Source organism: Nitrosomonas ureae (assembly GCF_001455205.1).
Classification (GTDB): domain Bacteria; phylum Pseudomonadota; class Gammaproteobacteria; order Burkholderiales; family Nitrosomonadaceae; genus Nitrosomonas; species Nitrosomonas ureae.
This window is the reverse complement of sequence record NZ_CP013341.1, coordinates 2794122-2813437: the sequence shown is the minus strand read 5'-3', so window position 1 is coordinate 2813437 and position 19316 is coordinate 2794122. Positions and strand designations below refer to the sequence as shown.

Genomic DNA, 19316 nt, shown 5'->3' with positions numbered 1-19316 from the left:
CCAATATTACGAGTTTGTTTCTATCTATTAAATACTTATCTCAAAACGTCAACAGACCCTAGAAAATTTGCAAAAAGAAGTATTTATTTCTATGTTAGTTGGAATTGATTTTAATTTTAAAGAATTTTCTTTGATGGCAAAATCAATGAACTTAGATGCAAAGAAACAAGCTCTTGAAGGAATATTTTTGCAATTCAATGTTGATCACAAATCTTTTCGAAAACGATTAGATGAACACTTTGATATTTTAAAAAAAGCAAAAGAAAAACTGGAAGAAGGATCTAAAGAAGGAATAACTGAAAACGATGTTGCAATTTTAATTGGAAGTGAACGTATTGATTATATAGTTGAAGAATGGCAAAAGCTTTTAGAAAAAAGAAAAAACTTATTTGAACCTATAGATACTTATATATCTATTATAAATAATATGATGCAAAGAAAGACTTTTAAGATTAATGATCAGAATGAACTAGAAATTACTACACAATCTGGTAAAAGTCTAGAAATCCATGATTTATCCTCCGGAGAAAAACAGCTCTTGATTATCTTAGGTGAAGCTTTACTACAAGAAAAAAATCAATGGGTATATATTGCAGATGAACCAGAACTTTCACTTCACGTACGTTGGCAAGAAAAATTAGTAGAAAATCTAAGAGCAATAAACTCCAATTCTCAAATCATATTTGCAACACATTCTCCTGATATCGTCAGTCAATTTAATGACAATGTTTTCGATATGGAGAAGATTCTTCAATGACAAGCTTTACCCGAACGGAAAGTGGCGTAACTAATTACAAATTATTTTACGGCGTTGATTTAGTTGTTTTCACTGAAGGAGGAAATAAATCTTATTCATTTGAAGAAATATGTGAAGGAAAATCCAATTGTGAATCAATAGATATTAAATTTTGGAATGTAATACTAACTTACTACTTAAAACATTATAAATTTCATTTTAAAGCTGTTGGTTCAAAAGAAACAGCAAGAAAAATTTGTAACTTAATTGTTAGCAATAAAATTAAGAATACATTAGTTACAATTGATTCTGATCTTGATGATTTTTTCGGTTCAAAATTTATTTCTCCTGCCATTATATATACCCGGGGTTATAGTTGGGAGAATGATGTATTTTGCGATTTATTAATAAAAAAACAAATTAGTAGTTTTTTACTTACGCCATACATGTCTTCAGAAATAGAAAATGAAATTGATAGTCATTTTGAAATTTTTTATAGACATGCTTCAAGGCTACTGAAATTAGAACTAATCTATAGAAGTAATAACTTAAAATTTATTAGTAGTTGTTGTGGCGATTCATTTATTGAAAAAAAACTACATCCAAGGTTAAAGATTAAAGAAGTATTAAAGCTATCTAATAAGAAAAAAATTGAATTAAAAAGACCAGTTCGATTAAATCTTCAAAAGAATACTTTGTGTCCTATTATGTTCACTTACGGAAAGCTGCAATTGACAATTGCAATTGCAATAATTAGTTTTGTATGCAAAAAATACACTCAGATTAAAACGTTTCCCAAAGACATTTTAATCACTTCGATGATAGAGTTTTATAAAGCACATACATGGACGCCCACTTTCTGCCAAGCTTTCAGTCAATGATTTTGAGCAGGTAAAGATTGCTGCCATACATCCGGACTTTGTATGAGGCGCATTGCCCCTGCCCCTGATGGAATTTGCTGAGTAGCGCCTTATCACCTCAGCGTGCTCTATGCACTGTGTGCTGTTTAGGTTTAGCTACTCACGGTCTGACCAGTTTCGCCATCATTGTCATGATTGCCCGTGCAATCGGTTGAAATTTTTCTCCTTAAATCTGCTGCAGTGCTATCAATAAATTTCTATGCAACACCATAATCATGCTCGGCAGCAACTGATGTCGTAGCGCGATTATGGTGGAATGTTGTGCCTTGGGCGAGCAACGCCCAGATAATACGAGCATTTTTATTCGCTAGTGCAACAGCAGCGATATTCTTGTTGCGTCGAGCTATCAGTTTACGCAACCAGCTTTCTGGTTCTTCCTTATTTTCAGCAAAACGGATGACTGCTCTTGCTCCGTGAATCAGCAAAGTGCGCAGATAAGTGTCGCCACGTTTACTGATGCCGAGTAATATCTGCTTGCCACCACTGGAGCACTGTTTTGGCACCAATCCAAACCATGCCGAAAGTTGCTTGCCGTTCTTGAACTCTGTGGCATTTCCAACTGTTGCAACAATGGCGCTCGCCGTAATCGGGCCAATACCGGGAATAGCTTCCAATCTTTGACTGGCTTCGTTCTCCTTGTGCCACAGCTTGATCTGCAATTCCAACTCTTCTATTTGTCGACTTAGTTGTTTGAGATGATCATTCAACTGTTTCAGTAAATGACGCATTGATCCTGGTAAATCGTTTCCAGCATCTTCCAGAATATCCGGCACCCGATTGATAATCGAACGGATCCCTTGTGGGATAACAATACCAAATTCAGAAAGCAGGCCGCGTATCTGATTTGCCTGTGCGGTTCTGGCTTTGACGAAACCTTGCCTGGCACGATGCACTGACAAAATGGCTTGTTGCTCAATATTCTTGATCGATACAAAACGCATGTTGGGTCGGCTTACCGCTTCGCAGATCGCTTCCGCATCTGCCATATCATGCTTGTTGGTCTTGACGTAGGGTTTGACAAATTGGGGTGACATGAGCTTGACGGTGTGCCCAAATTCGCACAGCTTTCTCGCCCAATGGTGTGAACTACCGCAGGCTTCCATCCCAATCAGGCAAGGCTCCAGATTGGCAAAAAACTTTGACATCTCGCTACGGCGCAACTGCTTGCGCAGCAACGCCTTACCATACATATCCACGCCATGAATCTGAAATACTTCTTTTGCCAAATCAATGCCTATCGTTGTAATCTTCATGTCGGACGCTCCTCTCTTATTTAGTGGGCTTTATTGCACTACTACTTTGGCACTTCGATGCCGTTTAGGGTAGTGGGCGTCCATTCCATTACCTCAATTCTAATGAAGAAAATTATTACAGAGAAAAAATTGCATTTTTCATTAATTGGCATAATGCTAATATTAATTAAAACTTCTTTGCAAAATTAAACCAAAACGACTTTCAAGCACTAATTGCCGCCTATAAAAATCAGCTTTAACCTCAAGATTATCGATTTCAAGATTGCGCCTTTCTAATTCTTTTTTAAGTAATTCAATTTCAGTTTTAAGGCTGGATACAAGCTGGCCTTGCCAAAACAATGATCTAATTTCAGATGGTGCTAATCCCCGCCGCCATTCAGGAATGAAGAGCAGATTATTCCGGAAGATATGCCCATCCCATTCCTTTCCCAATAATGCACTTGCTTCTCCGTCTATATAAAGCCTTAATAGACGAATTGCTGAAACAGGAACCTTTCTATATCCTTTTTTCCATTGCTTAATAGTTTTTAGATCCTCACCGGTAATTCTTTCGATCTCTTGGCAGTCAAGGCTATTTATCAGATATTCCATTTTATTTCTGCGAAAAACTTTATCTTGGCAATTTTTGAGAAAAAATACTGCTTAATTAGAATCGCTTTTGATATTGATTTAAAAAGTTTACATCACTTATCAAGTGTAAGGACATTCAAAAAGAATTGAACGCTGAAAGGGATTTTGAAAGGAAAATTGCTACTTAAAAATAATTTACATTTATTGTTCCACTGTTTGAGGAATGTATAATCTATTTTACATAATACAAATACTTCTGCATACGGGACGGCTGAAAGCCTTTGCTGGCTTGCATTAGCGGGGGGAGGTGTCATTATTGAAATGACACTAAAAATGAAAATTGCGAGCGTAAAACTAGCCACTTTTGTGAAGCAACTTTCAAATATTTTTCTTCTTTCTTCATTTTTTTCTGTCATCAAATTGCTTGCTGCAATGACTTCTAATCGATCAACTTCAATATAGTCAGCTAACTTAATACATAAAGCATCAGGTAACCGACTATGTCCAGTTTTTACAAGTCTGATTGTGCTATCCCTTACACCGAGGATTCTTGCAAGCTCGACTTGTTTTCCTGCTTTTTTCTCACCTAATTCAATATATTTTTTCATTTCCATAGTCGTTTTGTCCTATTGACAGTTGTTATCGCAACTGTTAATTTGCAGTTGTTTTTGCAACTGTACCATATTTGAGATTGATAATTCAATGTTTCAAACGGGGGTATTAATGAACAGTTACTTTCAAGCCATAAAAGAATGTACCGACAACAGCCAATTTCCAGAATTAGGCGATTGCTGGCGCAACTACCACCCCGATGCAATCCTTTCAGACAGTGATTATCCAGTTTTAACCGAAACACAAGATTCACAGTAACAGCGGTTCAGTGTTGAGCGATGACGCAAGGAAGAGCGAAACACTGAACCATTATCTTTTTAATCATCAGTGGAGCATACAGCATGAAAATCCAAGTACTAGGCGTGAAAAGAATGTCTGGAACCGCAAAAGAATCAGGAAACCCCTTTGAAATGGCCGCACTGTTGGCCATTGTTCCTATTGAGCAAGTATCAGGCTCTAAATTCAATGTTCAAGGCTACGGCTATGAAGTTGGAGAAATGCTACTTGAACCCGAATCTATAAAACAATTTGAAGCTTTCAAATATCCCTGCGCTTTGGAACTCACGATGGAACTGGTCAATTATCGCGGCAAGATTTCACAAATTGTTACCGGTACCACGACACCTCAACCGGTCAAGTCAGTTTCCAACGGCTAGTAACACTACGCCGTTCACTGCCAAATTGGCAGTAATTTAAATCTGTGATCAATTTTTAGTTCTAATTTTCGAGCATGGCTAATGAAATCTTTATCGATTGGATCACCATTTCTCAGCTACATACAGAAACAGAACCGTTCCCAATCTTTACCGGGGGAATCAACGTTGATTATGACCCCCTCGGCAATGCTCGCTTTGAAAGAGTTCGCCCCGCGAATTTTAAGGGATCATTTGAAACAAGCCTCCGTATCAAAAGTGATGGTCGTCATATATCACTCAGTGGAAACGTTGGCCGGTTTTCTCGTAAAGACAACTTGTTTAACTGCGGATGGCTTGAAACGCTCGGGAAGTGTAACCGAATCTTGCTGGATCGCGGCTTGCCAGGTTTCACTTCCGGACAAGTTCGCAATGCAATTGGTCAGGCAGACACCCCATCTGCGCGAGTATCACGCCTCGATCTTACCGCCAACTTTGAGACGGGTTCAGAATCTCAAGCCCGTTCTCTTATCCGGTGGCTTGCTTCGCGATCAGTTTCAAGAATGAAAAAAGGCCGGGCAGGGGATGAGTCGGTATGGTGGTCAAATACTCGTCATATGCTCAAAGCTTACATTAAGCATATTGAAATGTTAAAACATGGCTGTGAGTCCGATGATCCGGCTTATTTATTTTGCAAAGAAAAAGGAGTCGTAAGGGTGGAAATTGAACTGAAACGCAGATTATTAAGCGATCTTGATATGGTTGAGATTGAAAAAATCTCTGATGAAAAATTGATTCAAGTCTTTCATGAACAAACTGAAATATTCAATGCTGTTGATCGTAGCGATGAGCCGGACATTCTTGATGCGATACCAACCAAAAGCAGGGTACACGCTGCCGCATGGATGGCCGGGCAGGATTTACGGCAATTGTTAAGCAATGGCACTTTTTACCGTCATGCGCGAATCTTGCGTGATTACGGCATTGATATCACAGAGCCGCGCAACGTTGAAGCTTTCCCGGTCAAGGTGCGCATCGTTGAAATGAAACCGCTTTCAATGCCCGATTGGTACAGCCTTGAAGATGATCAACCACACCTAAAAGCAGTAGGGGAATAATATGAAACTCAAACACGTCTCAAAAAATATGCGCCAACTTTATAAAGAACTTATTGGTATTCGTGATACTGCTCAGCGATCTCGTATTGAGGGCAGTACTCCTCAGGTTTCATTCACTAAGAAACACGAATTACAAATTCAATCTATTGAGCGCATGGAAAAATATTTAAGTCCTTCAAAAATTCGTGAGTGATTCCAGCCTATACGCGCAACAAAAGGGCGCGTATGGGGTGCAATCCCGCACCGTTTAATTTTTAGGAGTAATTCATTATGTTGAAAGCTTTAAAAAACATCTGCAACAAAACAAAAGATGTCGTGATGACTATCGGTTCCAAAGTAGCCCAAAGAATCAAGCGTGAATGTCACACTTTCATGCTTAAATTGAGCAAACTATCAAACGCTTGCAAAGAAGTTTCTCAAAAGGCAATTGAAGGCGAATATCTCGGCAAAGGTGGCCTGATCGTCGCTGGAAGTGCCTCTCTCACCTTCGCCGGTAATGCACTCGCAGCAGTACCGGAAGGCGTTACCATCGCAATCACATCAGCCGCCACCGATGTGGCAACCGTGGGTGCTGCCGTGATACTGGTTCATATCGGTATTAAAGTCTGGCGTTGGATTAGAAGCGCATTCTAATCCGACTCACAAGGGGGCGTTTCGCCCCCTTCAACACCTCCGGACTTCAAATTATGGGCTACAAATACCAAGCGGTTTGTCATGACACGCTCTATGACTTCCATGTCGCATTTGCTCAAAGTTGCCACGCATCAGGATCAGGTCAATTAGGCGCCATCTATCTTTCCTGTACTGCTGATTCAGGTGGATATGTAGTCATGCAATCCTATAACGCTTCAAACGGCACTCCAGGTACAGCATGGAATTACACGCCGCAAGCCATCCCGTGCGAAGTCTCTCTCACCAACCAAACCGGCTTCATGTGGGAACTGGCATTGATCCTGATTGCTGGCTTCTCCATCCGGGCAATCATCAAGGCATTTCAATAATGGAAATCTGGCTCTATGACTTCTTCTATCTACTCGCTTTCATGGGTGCGCTATGGCTAATTTTCACCGCTTACTAACAGCAATTTTCTTCTGTTTGTTTTTTTGTTCTCCGGCATTATCGCAATCCGCACCGGTCGGCGCCATCGACCTGGCCGGATGGATCAAAGGCGCTGACGGTGCCTATACCAAAGCATTCGGCGAATCGGCAAAAATAACGCTCTCAAGTCCACCCGGCGGCATTTCAACCACATCAACAGCACTAATCAACACATCAAAAGGCATTCAAGCAATGGATATTGTTAAAACCGCCGCTGTGGATGTCGGCAGGGTGGGCGCATCCGTTGCTAATTTAGCCAAGCGGGTTGGACCCGTCGGCATGTCACTGACTGCTGTATCCCTGGTTTGTGAGTTAACAAACATTTGTAATGATGCAGGACAATGGGTTTTAAGCAATGTTGACTTCGGTGGCACACCTGGCAGCTATGGCTCATGCCAGGAAGCCATAGGATTGGCAGCCGGGGCTAACTGGCAAGCTTGCACCGACATTAATAACGCCATACCTAACGGTTTTTGGTTTCGTAGTCCGGCACAGCCTGATTCATCAGCCGGATGCACCGGTCACGGTGGAACCTCCTGGACATATACCGGTGTTATCTACACCTGCACCAATCCACCCAGAACAAGCGCACCGCTTCAGCCGGAATCCTGGGATTCCAAAGCATCGCAACTCAACGATGACCGCTTCGTCCCTGAACTCATCGGCAAAGGTGAAAGTGTCCCTTCCAACGTTCCAACGCTAACACCCGATCAAAAGAAAGGGCTTGGCCTCGAATCAAAACCCACCCGGGATTCAAGCGGCAACGTAACAGGGCGCGAAGACACCACCACGGAAATAGAAGCCGTTGACGCGGGTACCACGGACAATCCGGGGCGCGTCATTATCAAGGAAACACAAACGACAATTAAGTACGACATCAACAATAACCAGATCAACACCACCACCAACACCAGCTACAGCAGCCAGCCGCAACCGGACAAACCGCAGCAGAACTTTGAAATCAAGTTCGATGAAGTGCCACCGGCAGAACTGCAAACACACAATGTTCAAGCCACATTAACCGGCAATAGCTGGGGGGAGGGAACCTGTCCGCCGGATATTCCTATCGACATTTCCTATTACCCGATGAATTTGGTCATTCCAACGGCGCCAGTCTGCGATACCGCAGAAAAGATCAATCCACTCGTTTTATTACTCGCATCGATTGCCGGTGTGTATATCGTCTCCGGCGTTCGTAGCACGGAGGTTAAATAATGTTCAATCTACTGATTATACCGCTCGGGGCTTTCCTGACATCGAGCATCGGCTTTCTGGCAGTTCGCGCCTTGTCGGGTCTAGGTATTGGCGTTTTGAGCTTCACCGCCATCAATGTGGCGCTCGATGCGCTGTTCTCGCAAGCGCAAGGCTATTTCAGCGCTATACCTTACTTTGCCTTGCAAACCTTAAACCTTGCCGGATTTGGCCAGGGCTTAGGGATCATCATGGGTGCGATTACTTTCCGCATGACTTTCGTACTGTTGCCTAAACTGGGAGTGATACCGAAATGATCATCATACTGACGGCAACGCCTGGCTGCGGAAAAACCAATCACGCCGTATGGAGCCACATTAAACCGGCGGTTGAAAATGAACGAATCGTCTATGTTTGCGGCATTCCGGATTTAAAGCTGATGCACATCAAATTATCGATTGTCAAGCTAAACACCTGGGCCGAACGCACACCCATCGATCCGGAAGAACCCGAAGGTAAGCAAAAGCTCAACAACATAACGGAAGGCAGTCTCATTGTAGTGGATGAAGCCGCTTATCCGTGGCCGGCCATCGATCTGAAAGACCCTCCGGAGTACATCAAATATCTTTCCCAACATAGAAAACACGGGCTTGATTTCCTAGTTATCACTCAATCGCCCAAGTTCGTGCATCCGTTCGTACTGGAAAATGCAGATAGGCATATTCACTTAAGCCAGGAATGGTCTGGTAATAAGCAATATGAATGGTCGGAATACTGCGCTAATCCGAAACTCAAAACCAACAGAGCGAATGCAGTCAAGAAACCGTACAAACTGGAAAAGAAAGCGTTCGAATTGTATTACTCAGCCAGCCTGCATGTAGAAAAACCAAAGCGCGCAATTCCTAAAATGGTTTATGCCGCAATCTTCCTATTATTTGCAGTTCCGGCAATGGCAATGATCACTTATGGACGCATTACTGACCGTCTAGCCGATCCGATGCAAGAAATTGCCTCAAATGAAGAGGGAAAAACCAACAAATCGAAGCAGGACGACGATATGCCCTCAGGAAGCGTTATTCCAGTATCTCAGCCTGTCATTGCATTGCCGAGTACAAAAGAATCGCTATCAATGCTATCTGACGCGGTCGACTGGTCGCAAGTTGCCGCGTGCGTCTCCAGCAAAGCCAATTGCATCTGTTATGGCCATCAGGCGCAACGATTGAATATTGTTCCGGATACTTGCAATGCGGCTATTAATTATGGGTGGATTGTTACTAATAAGCTTTAAACTTGGAGAGGGTTTTATGAAAAATGTATCTGAAATATTCGAATCTATTTGGTGTTGGACTTATTTTTTTATTGTTTTCTTTCTGCGTCTTTTTCGCATCATTTCACAAAAGCGATTTGTTGAACTTTTGTTCGGAGATTCAAAGGAGTTTCAAGATGAGGATGTCCTTAAAAACAGAAAATGACTAGTAGCAAATCTTGAAAGGGGGCCTCGAGGCTTTGCGGCTTGCCGCAAAACGTAGGGGTTCTCAAGTTTGCGTAAACGGGTCAAATATAGTCGGCGGCTTTGCCGTGCCGCCAATCCATTTAAAACCCACTATCTTGGAGAACAGTTTTATATAAAAATTGTTTTCACACAAAGCCCTATAACAGCGCAAACGAAAATTACTTCAAGTACGTTTCGTTTAAATCGGAATAAAGCAACCGCTGCTATTAAAGCGATCAATGCTGATATCCAATCGAATGTGCCGCTGAAACCTTGCGGCCATAAAACATGATATCCGAAAAACAGCGCTAAATTTAGAATAACCCCAACAATTGCTGCCGTGATAGCGGTTAATGGTGCTGTGAACCTTAAATCGTTATGTGTTGACTCGACAATAGGGCCACCTGCAAGAATAAAAATAAATGATGGCAGAAATGTAAACCAAGTGACAATCACGGCTGAAAAAGCGCCTGCCAAAAACAACATATCAGATCCTAAAAGTTCTTTTGCATATCCACCAACAAAAGCTACAAACGCTACTACCATTATTAATGGCCCTGGAGTTGCTTCTCCGAGTGCTAAGCCATCAATCATTTGAGCTGGTGAAAGCCATTCATAGAATTCAACTGCACCTTGATAAATGTAAGGTAAAACTGCATAAGCGCCGCCGAAAGTCAGTAATGCAGCCTTCGTGAAAAACCAACCCATTTGAGTAAATGTGTGTTCCCAACCATAACTCATTGTCAATAAACTCATGGGAAGCAACCAAAACATTATTCCTACAAATACAATTAAAATTAATCTTGACCAGATAAAACGTGCATGCTCAGGCGGAGGCGTGTGGTCATCAATTAGTGCAGCGCCATAAGAAATATTTGCTTTCGAATGTGCATTACCGATATGAAATAGTTGTGGCATGAATTTACCACCAATAAAGCCTATGAGAGCCGCTGTTGCAACAATTATCGGAAACGGAACTTTAAAAGCAAAAATTGCAACGAAAGAAGCTATTGCAACAGAAAACAAAAGACCGTTTTTAATTGTTCGGGATCCCACTCGATAAGCTGCTTGAACTACTATTGCTGTCACCGCTGGTTTTATCCCATAAAAAATACCGGCTACAAGGGAAACATCTCCAAAAGCTACATAAACCCATGAAAGTATGATGAGAATGAATAAGGAAGGTAATACAAATAACACTCCGGCAATAATTCCACCCCAAGTACGATGCAATAACCACCCTATGTAAATTGCAAGCTGCTGAGCTTCTGGGCCAGGCAGTAACATGCAATAATTGAGAGCATGCAAAAAGCGTCGCTCTGAAATCCAACGCATGCGCTCAACAAGATCCTGATGCATGATTGCGATTTGCCCTGCAGGGCCTCCAAAGCTTATAAATCCAAGCTTTAACCAATACCAAAAAGCCTCGGCTAATGTTACTTGTTTGGGTGGGGTTGCATCGACAGAACTAGAAATATTCTTATGTGATTCGTCCATTACTTCTCCTTGGAATTATCCAATATAGAAGCAGACCTTGGACGAAAACCGTCTTAGATTGGGGAGGCTGCTGAATCCCCGGGGTGCGATTATAGCATCAAGCTGTAATAATATTTATAAAAATGTATAGCCACTTACCACTTTGATAAACGGGTTTATATTTTACTAAGCCTGCCGCTAAGTTTATTTGATCTTGTCCGGAGATTCCAATCTTGTCTATTTTTGCAAAGTTAAAAAATCTTTATTGGCAGATTCGCTATCATCGAAATAAATCGATTAAGCGTCGATACTATCGCTATGTTTTCAAGGAAAAACAACGCCTGATTGAATCAGGCGTGGATCGTGAGGAACTTCGTTTGATTTGTCGTGTGCTTGCTAACAGGATAAACGTTCATGCTGAAAAACGTTTAGAAGCTTACAGAAAAAATCGGACAGAAAATCCGCCTTTCTCCTGAATATTTTTCTCCTTCCCAATTGCGTATAATTTGTATTATGTAAAATGATAAATTTAATAGTGTTAATATTCAATTACTTACAAAACGCTCTTTTCGGTATTGTGAAAGTCTCCTCTCGGCGTGTAAATTTAACGTATTACTGAGCGCTCTACAAAGCAAACGCAACTCCTCTTTATCAGCGCCTGATTCAATCAGGCGTTTTTTTTCTTTTGCAACATATCTGTAAAATTTTCGCTTTTCTGATTTGTTACAGGTGTAACGGATACGCCAATAAAGATTATTGAGCTTTGAAAACATAATTAATAGAAGAAGTGAGATCATTTTTAATACGTGAAGAAATTTTAAATATTTACCTTGAATTAATAATGGAAAATATTCGAAATTGTAATTAAAGGGATATTTAAGTTAATAATGATTAAATAACCGGGGGTATATGAATGATAATAACTACCATCACAGCAAATACATATTTGTGACAATATTTCACGGTAATCAGAAGTATAAAATTTAACTCTTTTCTCACCAAACAATTCATATACTTGCTTGTCTGTACGTTTTAATATATTCCTTTCAAAATAAATAGCAATAAATCTAAATAGTCGTTGTGATGGTTGTTGAATATCAAGCGGTTCAATGATTTTGAAGTCCTCCGAATAATCTATGGGATTAAATATGCCAATGCCTGAAAAAGGAGCACCACTATAGTTTTGAAAAAGGGTCGTTGAAAATTGAAATAAACCTCCAAATAATCGAACTATTGCATAAGCCCTTCCTTGTTTAGGAGAAGCTTCGACATATATTACATGCGATAATGGAGGCACCAAATCATCAAAGACAGGATAATAATTTAAATCTCTGCGTACCTCATGATAATTGTCCTTTTCTTTTAGAAGGTAGAGAAGAAGACTGTCTTCAATTACAAATTCATCGATTTGCATATATCGACAAAAAGAAACGCACATTTTTAAAATAAAACGAAAGAAGTTTTCATCAAGACTGTAATTAGAAATAAGAGTGGGAGCCTTAATTCTTTCAGTAGATTCTTTTATTACAAATTCTTTTGGAATAAGCTTTTTTGAAAGTTGTTGTTTCTTGAGTAATTTGATGGTTTCAAGGTTAGAAGCCTGATAATGTATAACCCGACCTTGGTCATCCTTAGTGACTTTAACGTGAGAAAGGGTGAACTTTAATTTGTCGCTTAAATCGAAGCTTAGTCCATTATCTGGGTGAATGAATGCTCCTCTCCATTTAAGGTTTGTGGGAAAAGGCATTCCACTAATCATTAGGCTAACAATCAAAGGAGTTAGTTGTTTACTGATAACTCCCTCAAATTCACTTCCAAATTTATTATTACACGTGGCACATGCGCGTATATAGGTAACCCCGCCAAAAAATTTTAAAAAGATATGTTCTTTGCTATTAGCTTTATGTTTTCGGCAGTATGGGCAAAGTGGGTTCATTATGGTGGAGCAATCAGGATGTTAAGCATTGAAAACGCGTGCCGCTCTTTTACATATATTATACGTTTTCTAGAGCGGTAAAAATTCGGATAGTTTGCTGATAGAGGAGTTAGAAAAGAGGGAACATACCCGTTTACGCAAACTTGAGAACTCCTACATTCGGCCTGTGGCCGAGCCTCGGAGCCTCCTTTCAAGATTTGCTACTAGTCAATGCAATAAGTATGATTTAATTATTTATATGAGCAAATGTTTATAACATTTTACAGAAATCAAATGTGTCTTAAATAAAACAATAAGGTTTTAAATGGATAAATTAAATGGATTAATTGGTTTCTTTGATATTTTGGGATATAAAAACTTTTTAAATAACAATAATGTAATTGAGAATGCTCAGAAAACTTTAAAAATAGTAAATTCCGTACCTCGCAAGTCTATTAATGTACTTGAAAATATTGTAAAAAAACGAAAAGGAGGATCAAAAGTAGATTCTACAGATTGGGAGGAATTAAATTCTATTTCTAAGCAATTAAAAACAATAATTTTTTCTGATACGATAGTATTTTTTTTACCGCTAAGAGTTTCAGAATACCAGGATAATGAAGCTCGTAAGGCAATGATTTTTGTATCAGCTTATTTTACAAAAGAAATGTTTGTTAACGGATTGCCGATCCGCGGAGCGCTTCATGAAGGAGATTATTTAATAGAAGAAAATTGTTTTGCTGGTAAAGGAATAATTGATGCTTTTAATCTTTGCGAATCCTTAGATTTTACAGGGGTAGCTTGTACCCAGACATTTTACAAAAATGCTCTTGAAAACGAAGGAATGGAAAAGATAAAAAAATTAACTTTTGAATATCTTACTCCTAAAAAAGAAGGAGAGGAAAAGCATTTAAATTTAAATTGGCTTAAGTTTCTAAGTGAAGATCAATTTAATGAATGTAAGAATGATGTTGAACAATTTGTCTTGAAATCCTTTTGGGACCATAATAAAGATTGTTCCAATTCTGTAGATTTAAAAATTCAAAATTCGGTTAAAGCAATTAGAAAAATGATTCTAGACAAGGAAGATAAAAAGCTGTAAGACTTATTAGAAAATCCAATAAGTTCACCTAATGTTAGCATTAAATCGGATAAATAGAATCTTTTCAAAGATATTTCCTTGTTTTATTTAAAGTTTATTCGTCACAATCCACCCATAATTAATAGCCGCATTACAAGTATCCGGAACAATATTCAAACGTTGCGCCTGATGACCATAACAGATGCAATTTGATTTGCTTGAGACGCACGCGGCAACTTGCGACCAATCGACCGCGTCAGATAGCATTGAAAGCGATTCTTTTGTATTCGGTAATGCAATGACAGGTTGAGATACCGGAATTACGCTTCCTGGGGGCATATCATCGCCCTGCTTCGATTTGTTGGTTTTTTCCTCTTCATTTGAGGCAATTTCTTGCATCGGATCGGCTAGACGGTCAGTAATGCGCCCATAAGTGATCATGGCCATCGCCGGAACTGCGAATAATAGGAAGATTGCGGCATAAACCATTTTAGGAATCGCGCGTTTTGGCTTTTCTACATGCAGGCTGGCTGAGTAGTACAATTCGAAAGCTTTCTTTTCCAGTTTGTACGGTTTCTTAACTGCATTCGCTCTGTTGGTTTTCAGTTTCGGGTTAGCGCAGTATTCCGACCATTCATATTGCTTATTACCAGACCATTCCTGGCTCAGGTGAATATGCCTATCTGCATTTTCCAGTACGAACGGATGCACGAACTTGGGCGATTGCGTGATAACCAGGAAATCAAGCCCGTGTTTTCTATGTTGGGAAAGATATTTGATGTACTCCGGAGGATCTTTCAGATCGATGGCCGGCCACGGATAAGCGGCTTCATCGACAACAATGAGACTGCCTTCGGTTATGTTGTTGAGCTTTTGCTTTCCTTCCGGTTCTTCCGGATCGATTGGAGTGCGTTCCGCCCAGGTGTTGAGCTTGGCAATGGATAATTTGATGTGCATCAGCTTTAAATCCGGAATGCCGCAAACGTAGACGATTCGATCATTTTCCACCGCCGGTTTAATGTGGCTCCATACGGCGTGATTGGTTTTTCCGCAGCCAGGCGTTGCCGTCAGTATGATGATCATTTTGGTATCACTCCCAGTTTAGGCAACAGTACGAAAGTCATGCGGAATGTGATTGCGCCCATGATGATCCCTAAACCCTGGCCAAATCCGGCAAGGTTTAAGGTTTGCAAGGCAAAGTAAGGTATGGCGCTGAAATAGCCTTGCGCTTGCGAGAACAGCGCATCGAGCGCAACAGTGATGGCCGCATAGCTGATAACGCCAATACCAAGACCCGACAAGGCGCGAACAGCTAGAAAGCCGATGCTCGATGTCAGGAAAGCGCCGAGCGGTATAATCAGTAGATTAAACATTATTTAACCTCCGTGCTGCGAACGCCGGAGACGATATACACACCGGCAATCGATGCGAGTAATAAAACGAGTGGATTGATCTTTTCTGCGGTATCGCAGACTGGCGCCGTTGGAATGACCAGATTCATCGGGTAATAGGAAATGTCGATAGGGATATCCGGCGGACAGGTTCCCTCCCCCCAGCTATTGCCGGTTAATGTGGCTTGAACGTTATGCGTTTGCAGTTCTGCCGGTGGCACTTCATCGAACTTGATTTCAAAGTTCTGCTGCGGTTTGTCCGGTTGCGGCTGGCTGCTGTAGCTGGTGTTGGTGGTGCTGCTGATTTGGTTATTATTGATGTCGTATTTAACCGTCGTTTGTGTTTCCTTGATAATGACGCGCCCCGGATTGTCCGTGGTACCCGCGTCAACGGCTTCTATTTCCGTGGTGGTGTCTTCGCGCCCTGTTACGTTGCCGCTTGAATCCCGGGTGGGTTTTGATTCGAGGCCAAGCCCTTTCTTTTGATCGGGTGTTAGCGTTGGAACGTTGGAAGGGACACTTTCACCTTTGCCGATGAGTTCAGGGACGAAGCGGTCATCGTTGAGTTGCGATGCTTTGGAATCCCAGGATTCCGGCTGAAGCGGTGCGCTTGTTCTGGGTGGATTGGTGCAGGTGTAGATAACACCGGTATATGTCCAGGAGGTTCCACCGTGACCGGTGCATCCGGCTGATGAATCAGGCTGTGCCGGACTACGAAACCAAAAACCGTTAGGTATGGCGTTATTAATGTCGGTGCAAGCTTGCCAGTTAGCCCCGGCTGCCAATCCTATGGCTTCCTGGCATGAGCCATAGCTGCCAGGTGTGCCACCGAAGTCAACATTGCTTAAAACCCATTGTCCTGCATCATTACAAATGTTTGTTAACTCACAAACCAGGGATACAGCAGTCAGTGACATGCCGACGGGTCCAACCCGCTTGGCTAAATTAGCAACGGATGCGCCCACCCTGCCGACATCCACAGCGGCGGTTTTAACAATATCCATTGCTTGAATGCCTTTTGATGTGTTGATTAGTGCTGTTGATGTGGTTGAAATGCCGCCGGGTGGACTTGAGAGCGTTATTTTTGCCGATTCGCCGAATGCTTTGGTATAGGCACCGTCAGCGCCTTTGATCCATCCGGCCAGGTCGATGGCGCCGACCGGTGCGGATTGCGATAATGCCGGAGAACAAAAAAACAAACAGAAGAAAATTGCTGTTAGTAAGCGGTGAAAATTAGCCATAGCGCACCCATGAAAGCGAGTAGATAGAAGAAGTCATAGAGCCAAATTTCCATTATTGAAATGCCTTGATGATTGCCCGAATGGAGAAGCCAGCAATCAGGATCAATGCCAGTTCCCACATGAAGCCGGTTTGGTTGGTGAGAGAGACTTCGCATGGTATGGCTTGCGGCGTGTAATTCCATGCTGTACCTGGAGTGCCGTTTGAAGCATTATAGGATTGCATGACTACATATCCACCTGAATCAGCAGTACAGGAAAGATAGATGGCGCCTAATTGACCTGATCCTGATGCGTGGCAACTTTGAGCAAATGCGACATGGAAGTCATAGAGCGTGTCATGACAAACCGCTTGGTATTTGTAGCCCATAATTTGAAGTCCGGAGGTGTTGAAGGGGGCGAAACGCCCCCTTGTGAGTCGGATTAGAATGCGCTTCTAATCCAACGCCAGACTTTAATACCGATATGAACCAGTATCACGGCAGCACCCACGGTTGCCACATCGGTGGCGGCTGATGTGATTGCGATGGTAACGCCTTCCGGTACTGCTGCGAGTGCATTACCGGCGAAGGTGAGAGAGGCACTTCCAGCGACGATCAGGCCACCTTTGCCGAGATATTCGCCTTCAATTGCCTTTTGAGAAACTTCTTTGCAAGCGTTTGATAGTTTGCTCAATTTAAGCATGAAAGTGTGACATTCACGCTTGATTCTTTGGGCTACTTTGGAACCGATAGTCATCACGACATCTTTTGTTTTGTTGCAGATGTTTTTTAAAGCTTTCAACATAATGAATTACTCCTAAAAATTAAACGGTGCGGGATTGCACCCCATACGCGCCCTTTTGTTGCGCGTATAGGCTGGAATCACTCACGAATTTTTGAAGGACTTAAATATTTTTCCATGCGCTCAATAGATTGAATTTGTAATTCGTGTTTCTTAGTGAATGAAACCTGAGGAGTACTGCCCTCAATACGAGATCGCTGAGCAGTATCACGAATACCAATAAGTTCTTTATAAAGTTGGCGCATATTTTTTGAGACGTGTTTGAGTTTCATATTATTCCCCTACTGCTTTTAGGTGTGGTTGATCATCTTCAAGGCTGTACCAATCGGGCATTGAAAGCGGTTTCATTTCAACGATGCGCACCTTGACCGGGAAAGCTTCAACGTTGCGCGGCTCTGTGATATCAATGCCGTAATCACGCAAGATTCGCGCATGACGGTAAAAAGTGCCATTGCTTAACAATTGCCGTAAATCCTGCCCGGCCATCCATGCGGCAGCGTGTACCCTGCTTTTGGTTGGTATCGCATCAAGAATGTCCGGCTCATCGCTACGATCAACAGCATTGAATATTTCAGTTTGTTCATGAAAAACCTGAATCAGCTTTTCATCAGTGATTTTTTCAATCTCAACCATATCAAGATCGCTTAATAATCTGCGTTTCAGTTCAATTTCCACCCTTACGACTCCTTTTTCTTTGCAAAATAAATAAGCCGGATCATCGGACTCACAGCCATGTTTTAGCATTTCAATATGTTTAATGTAAGCTTTAAGCATGTGCCGGGAATTAACCCACCATACGGACTCATCCCCTGCGCGGCCTTTTTTCATTCTTGAAACTGATCGTGTAGCAAGCCATTTGATGAGATGGCGAGCTTGAGATTCTGAACCCGTCTCAAAGTTGGCGGTGAGATCGAGGCGTGATACTCGCGCAGATGGGGTGTCTGCCTGACCAATTGCATTGCGAACTTGTCCGGAAGTGAAAGCTGGCAAGCCGCGATCCAGCAGTATTCGATTACATTTCCTAAGAGTTTCTTCCCATCCGCAGTTGAAAAGGTTGTCTTTACGAGAAAACCTGCCTGCGTTTCCACTGAGTGATATATGACGACCATCACTTTTGATTCTGATGCTTGTTTCAAATGATCCTTTAAAATGCGCGGGGCGAACTCTTTCAAAGCGAGCATTGCCGAGGGGGTCATAGTCGACGTTGATTCCCCCGGTGAAAATCGGGAACGGTTCTGACTCTGTATGTAGCTGAGAAATGGTGATCCAATCGATAAAGATTTCATTTGCCATGCTCGTTTAAAAAGACTCAAAAAATTGATCACAGATTATTAAAAATTCCCAAAATGGGAATGAACGGCGTAGTGTTACTAGCCGTTGGAAACTGACTTGACCGGTTGAGGTGTCGTGGTACCGGTAACAATCTGTGAAATCTTGCCGCGATAATTGACCAATTCCATCGTGAGTTCCAAAGCGCAGGGATATTTGAAAGCTTCAAATTGTTTTATAGATTCGGGTTCAAGAAGCATTTCACCGACTTCATAGCCGTAGCCTTGAACGTTGAATTTAGAACCTGATACTTGCTCAATAGGGACAATGGCCAGCAGTGCGGCCATTTCAAAGGGGTTTCCTGATTCTTTTGCGGTTCCGGACATGCGTTTTACGCCGAGTACTTGGATTTTCATGTTTTATGCTCCGTTGATGATTAAAAAGATAATGGTTCAGTGTTTCGCTCTTCCTTGCGTCATCGCTCAACACTGAACCGCTGTTACTGTGAATCTTGTGTTTCGGTTAAAACTGAGTAATCACT

General features: G+C 41.7%; 25 protein-coding genes. 12 read left to right on the top strand and 13 right to left on the bottom strand.

Annotated elements, in window-relative coordinates; translation table 11 throughout:
- Positions 1-67: 67 nt before the first annotated feature.
- Both ATY38_RS13195 and ATY38_RS13190 read left to right on the top strand, forming a co-directional pair.
- Positions 68-757 (top strand): AAA family ATPase, encoded by a 690-nt coding sequence (locus ATY38_RS13195; RefSeq protein ID WP_144429465.1) that lies wholly within the window; start codon positions 68-70, stop codon positions 755-757.
- Entirely contained in the window at positions 754-1617 is an 864-nt protein-coding gene (locus ATY38_RS13190; RefSeq protein WP_062559700.1) for a DUF4435 domain-containing protein, read from the top strand. Before ATY38_RS13195 ends, ATY38_RS13190 begins: the two co-directional genes overlap by 4 nt.
- A 236-nt stretch (positions 1618-1853) precedes the next feature.
- On the opposite strand, the gene ATY38_RS13185 is transcribed toward ATY38_RS13190, so the two are convergent.
- The 3 genes from ATY38_RS13185 to ATY38_RS16260 form a co-directional block, all read right to left on the bottom strand.
- Entirely contained in the window at positions 1854-2909 is a 1056-nt protein-coding gene (locus tag ATY38_RS13185) for an IS110 family RNA-guided transposase (protein ID WP_062558878.1), read from the bottom strand.
- Between the two features lie 162 nt (positions 2910-3071).
- Positions 3072-3500 (bottom strand): hypothetical protein, encoded by a 429-nt coding sequence (locus ATY38_RS13180; RefSeq protein WP_062559699.1) that lies wholly within the window; start codon positions 3498-3500, stop codon positions 3072-3074.
- Between the two features lie 92 nt (positions 3501-3592).
- The gene (locus tag ATY38_RS16260) at positions 3593-4093 is read right to left on the bottom strand and encodes a helix-turn-helix domain-containing protein (RefSeq protein WP_062559698.1); all 501 of its coding nucleotides are present in this window, start codon (positions 4091-4093) and stop codon (positions 3593-3595) included.
- Positions 4094-4432: 339 nt separating this feature from the next.
- Here ATY38_RS16260 and ATY38_RS13170 point away from each other — a divergent pair, with 339 nt between their 5' ends.
- The 8 genes from ATY38_RS13170 (at position 4433) to ATY38_RS13135 (ending at position 9418) form a co-directional block, all read left to right on the top strand.
- Entirely contained in the window at positions 4433-4747 is a 315-nt protein-coding gene (locus tag ATY38_RS13170; protein ID WP_062559685.1) for a hypothetical protein, read from the top strand.
- Positions 4748-4821: 74 nt separating this feature from the next.
- Positions 4822-5841 carry a phage/plasmid replication domain-containing protein gene (locus ATY38_RS16695; RefSeq protein ID WP_235590302.1) on the top strand — a complete coding sequence of 340 codons (1020 nt, stop codon included), beginning with the start codon at positions 4822-4824 and terminating at the stop codon, positions 5839-5841.
- Between the two features lies 1 nt (position 5842).
- A complete protein-coding gene (locus ATY38_RS13160) occupies positions 5843-6034 on the top strand; it encodes a hypothetical protein (protein WP_062559686.1) in 192 nt (63 codons plus the stop codon).
- A gap of 77 nt (positions 6035-6111) precedes the next feature.
- Positions 6112-6474: a major capsid protein gene (locus ATY38_RS13155; protein WP_062559687.1), complete on the top strand. Its 363-nt coding sequence runs from the start codon at positions 6112-6114 to the stop codon at positions 6472-6474.
- A 53-nt stretch (positions 6475-6527) separates the two neighbouring features.
- On the top strand, positions 6528-6842 hold the full coding sequence (locus ATY38_RS13150; protein ID WP_062559688.1) for a hypothetical protein: 315 nt from the start codon (positions 6528-6530) through the stop codon (positions 6840-6842).
- Between the two features lie 52 nt (positions 6843-6894).
- Positions 6895-8154 carry a virulence factor TspB C-terminal domain-related protein gene (locus tag ATY38_RS13145; protein WP_062559697.1) on the top strand — a complete coding sequence of 420 codons (1260 nt, stop codon included), beginning with the start codon at positions 6895-6897 and terminating at the stop codon, positions 8152-8154.
- Positions 8154-8447, top strand: coding sequence for a DUF2523 domain-containing protein (locus ATY38_RS13140; protein ID WP_062559696.1), 294 nt, complete (start codon positions 8154-8156; stop codon positions 8445-8447). The genes ATY38_RS13145 and ATY38_RS13140 overlap by 1 nt, the downstream gene beginning before the upstream one ends.
- Positions 8444-9418 carry a zonular occludens toxin domain-containing protein gene (locus ATY38_RS13135; RefSeq protein WP_062559695.1) on the top strand — a complete coding sequence of 325 codons (975 nt, stop codon included), beginning with the start codon at positions 8444-8446 and terminating at the stop codon, positions 9416-9418. Before ATY38_RS13140 ends, ATY38_RS13135 begins: the two co-directional genes overlap by 4 nt.
- 333 nt (positions 9419-9751) lie before the next feature.
- Here the strand turns inward: ATY38_RS13135 and chrA are convergent, their stop codons facing one another.
- On the bottom strand, positions 9752-11119 hold the full coding sequence (gene chrA, locus ATY38_RS13130; RefSeq protein WP_062559694.1) for a chromate efflux transporter: 1368 nt from the start codon (positions 11117-11119) through the stop codon (positions 9752-9754).
- Between the two features lie 212 nt (positions 11120-11331).
- Between chrA and ATY38_RS13125 the strand changes: the two genes are divergently transcribed.
- Complete coding sequence (locus ATY38_RS13125) at positions 11332-11574, top strand: hypothetical protein (RefSeq protein ID WP_062559693.1); 243 nt, start codon at positions 11332-11334, stop codon at positions 11572-11574.
- A 359-nt stretch (positions 11575-11933) separates the two neighbouring features.
- Here ATY38_RS13125 and ATY38_RS13120 read toward each other — a convergent pair whose 3' ends face one another.
- Positions 11934-13034: an HNH endonuclease gene (locus ATY38_RS13120; RefSeq protein ID WP_062559692.1), complete on the bottom strand. Its 1101-nt coding sequence runs from the start codon at positions 13032-13034 to the stop codon at positions 11934-11936.
- Positions 13035-13338: 304 nt separating this feature from the next.
- On the opposite strand from ATY38_RS13120, the gene ATY38_RS13115 reads away from it, so the two are divergent.
- On the top strand, positions 13339-14115 hold the full coding sequence (locus ATY38_RS13115; protein ID WP_062559691.1) for a hypothetical protein: 777 nt from the start codon (positions 13339-13341) through the stop codon (positions 14113-14115).
- An 87-nt stretch (positions 14116-14202) separates the two neighbouring features.
- Here the strand turns inward: ATY38_RS13115 and ATY38_RS13110 are convergent, their stop codons facing one another.
- The 8 genes from ATY38_RS13110 to ATY38_RS13075 form a co-directional block, all read right to left on the bottom strand.
- Positions 14203-15177, bottom strand: a complete 975-nt coding sequence (locus tag ATY38_RS13110) for a zonular occludens toxin domain-containing protein (RefSeq protein WP_062559690.1) — start codon at positions 15175-15177, stop codon at positions 14203-14205.
- On the bottom strand, positions 15174-15467 hold the full coding sequence (locus tag ATY38_RS13105) for a DUF2523 domain-containing protein (RefSeq protein ID WP_013647557.1): 294 nt from the start codon (positions 15465-15467) through the stop codon (positions 15174-15176). The genes ATY38_RS13110 and ATY38_RS13105 overlap by 4 nt, the downstream gene beginning before the upstream one ends.
- The gene (locus tag ATY38_RS13100; protein ID WP_062559689.1) at positions 15467-16726 is read right to left on the bottom strand and encodes a virulence factor TspB C-terminal domain-related protein; all 1260 of its coding nucleotides are present in this window, start codon (positions 16724-16726) and stop codon (positions 15467-15469) included. Before ATY38_RS13100 ends, ATY38_RS13105 begins: the two co-directional genes overlap by 1 nt.
- A 52-nt stretch (positions 16727-16778) precedes the next feature.
- The gene (locus ATY38_RS13095; protein ID WP_062559688.1) at positions 16779-17093 is read right to left on the bottom strand and encodes a hypothetical protein; all 315 of its coding nucleotides are present in this window, start codon (positions 17091-17093) and stop codon (positions 16779-16781) included.
- Between the two features lie 53 nt (positions 17094-17146).
- Entirely contained in the window at positions 17147-17509 is a 363-nt protein-coding gene (locus tag ATY38_RS13090) for a major capsid protein (RefSeq protein ID WP_062559687.1), read from the bottom strand.
- Positions 17510-17586: 77 nt separating this feature from the next.
- On the bottom strand, positions 17587-17778 hold the full coding sequence (locus ATY38_RS13085; protein ID WP_062559686.1) for a hypothetical protein: 192 nt from the start codon (positions 17776-17778) through the stop codon (positions 17587-17589).
- A 1-nt stretch (position 17779) separates the two neighbouring features.
- Positions 17780-18799, bottom strand: coding sequence for a phage/plasmid replication domain-containing protein (locus ATY38_RS16690; RefSeq protein ID WP_144429464.1), 1020 nt, complete (start codon positions 18797-18799; stop codon positions 17780-17782).
- 77 nt (positions 18800-18876) lie between these two features.
- Positions 18877-19191 carry a hypothetical protein gene (locus ATY38_RS13075; protein WP_062559685.1) on the bottom strand — a complete coding sequence of 105 codons (315 nt, stop codon included), beginning with the start codon at positions 19189-19191 and terminating at the stop codon, positions 18877-18879.
- Between the last annotated feature and the right edge of the window lie 125 nt (positions 19192-19316).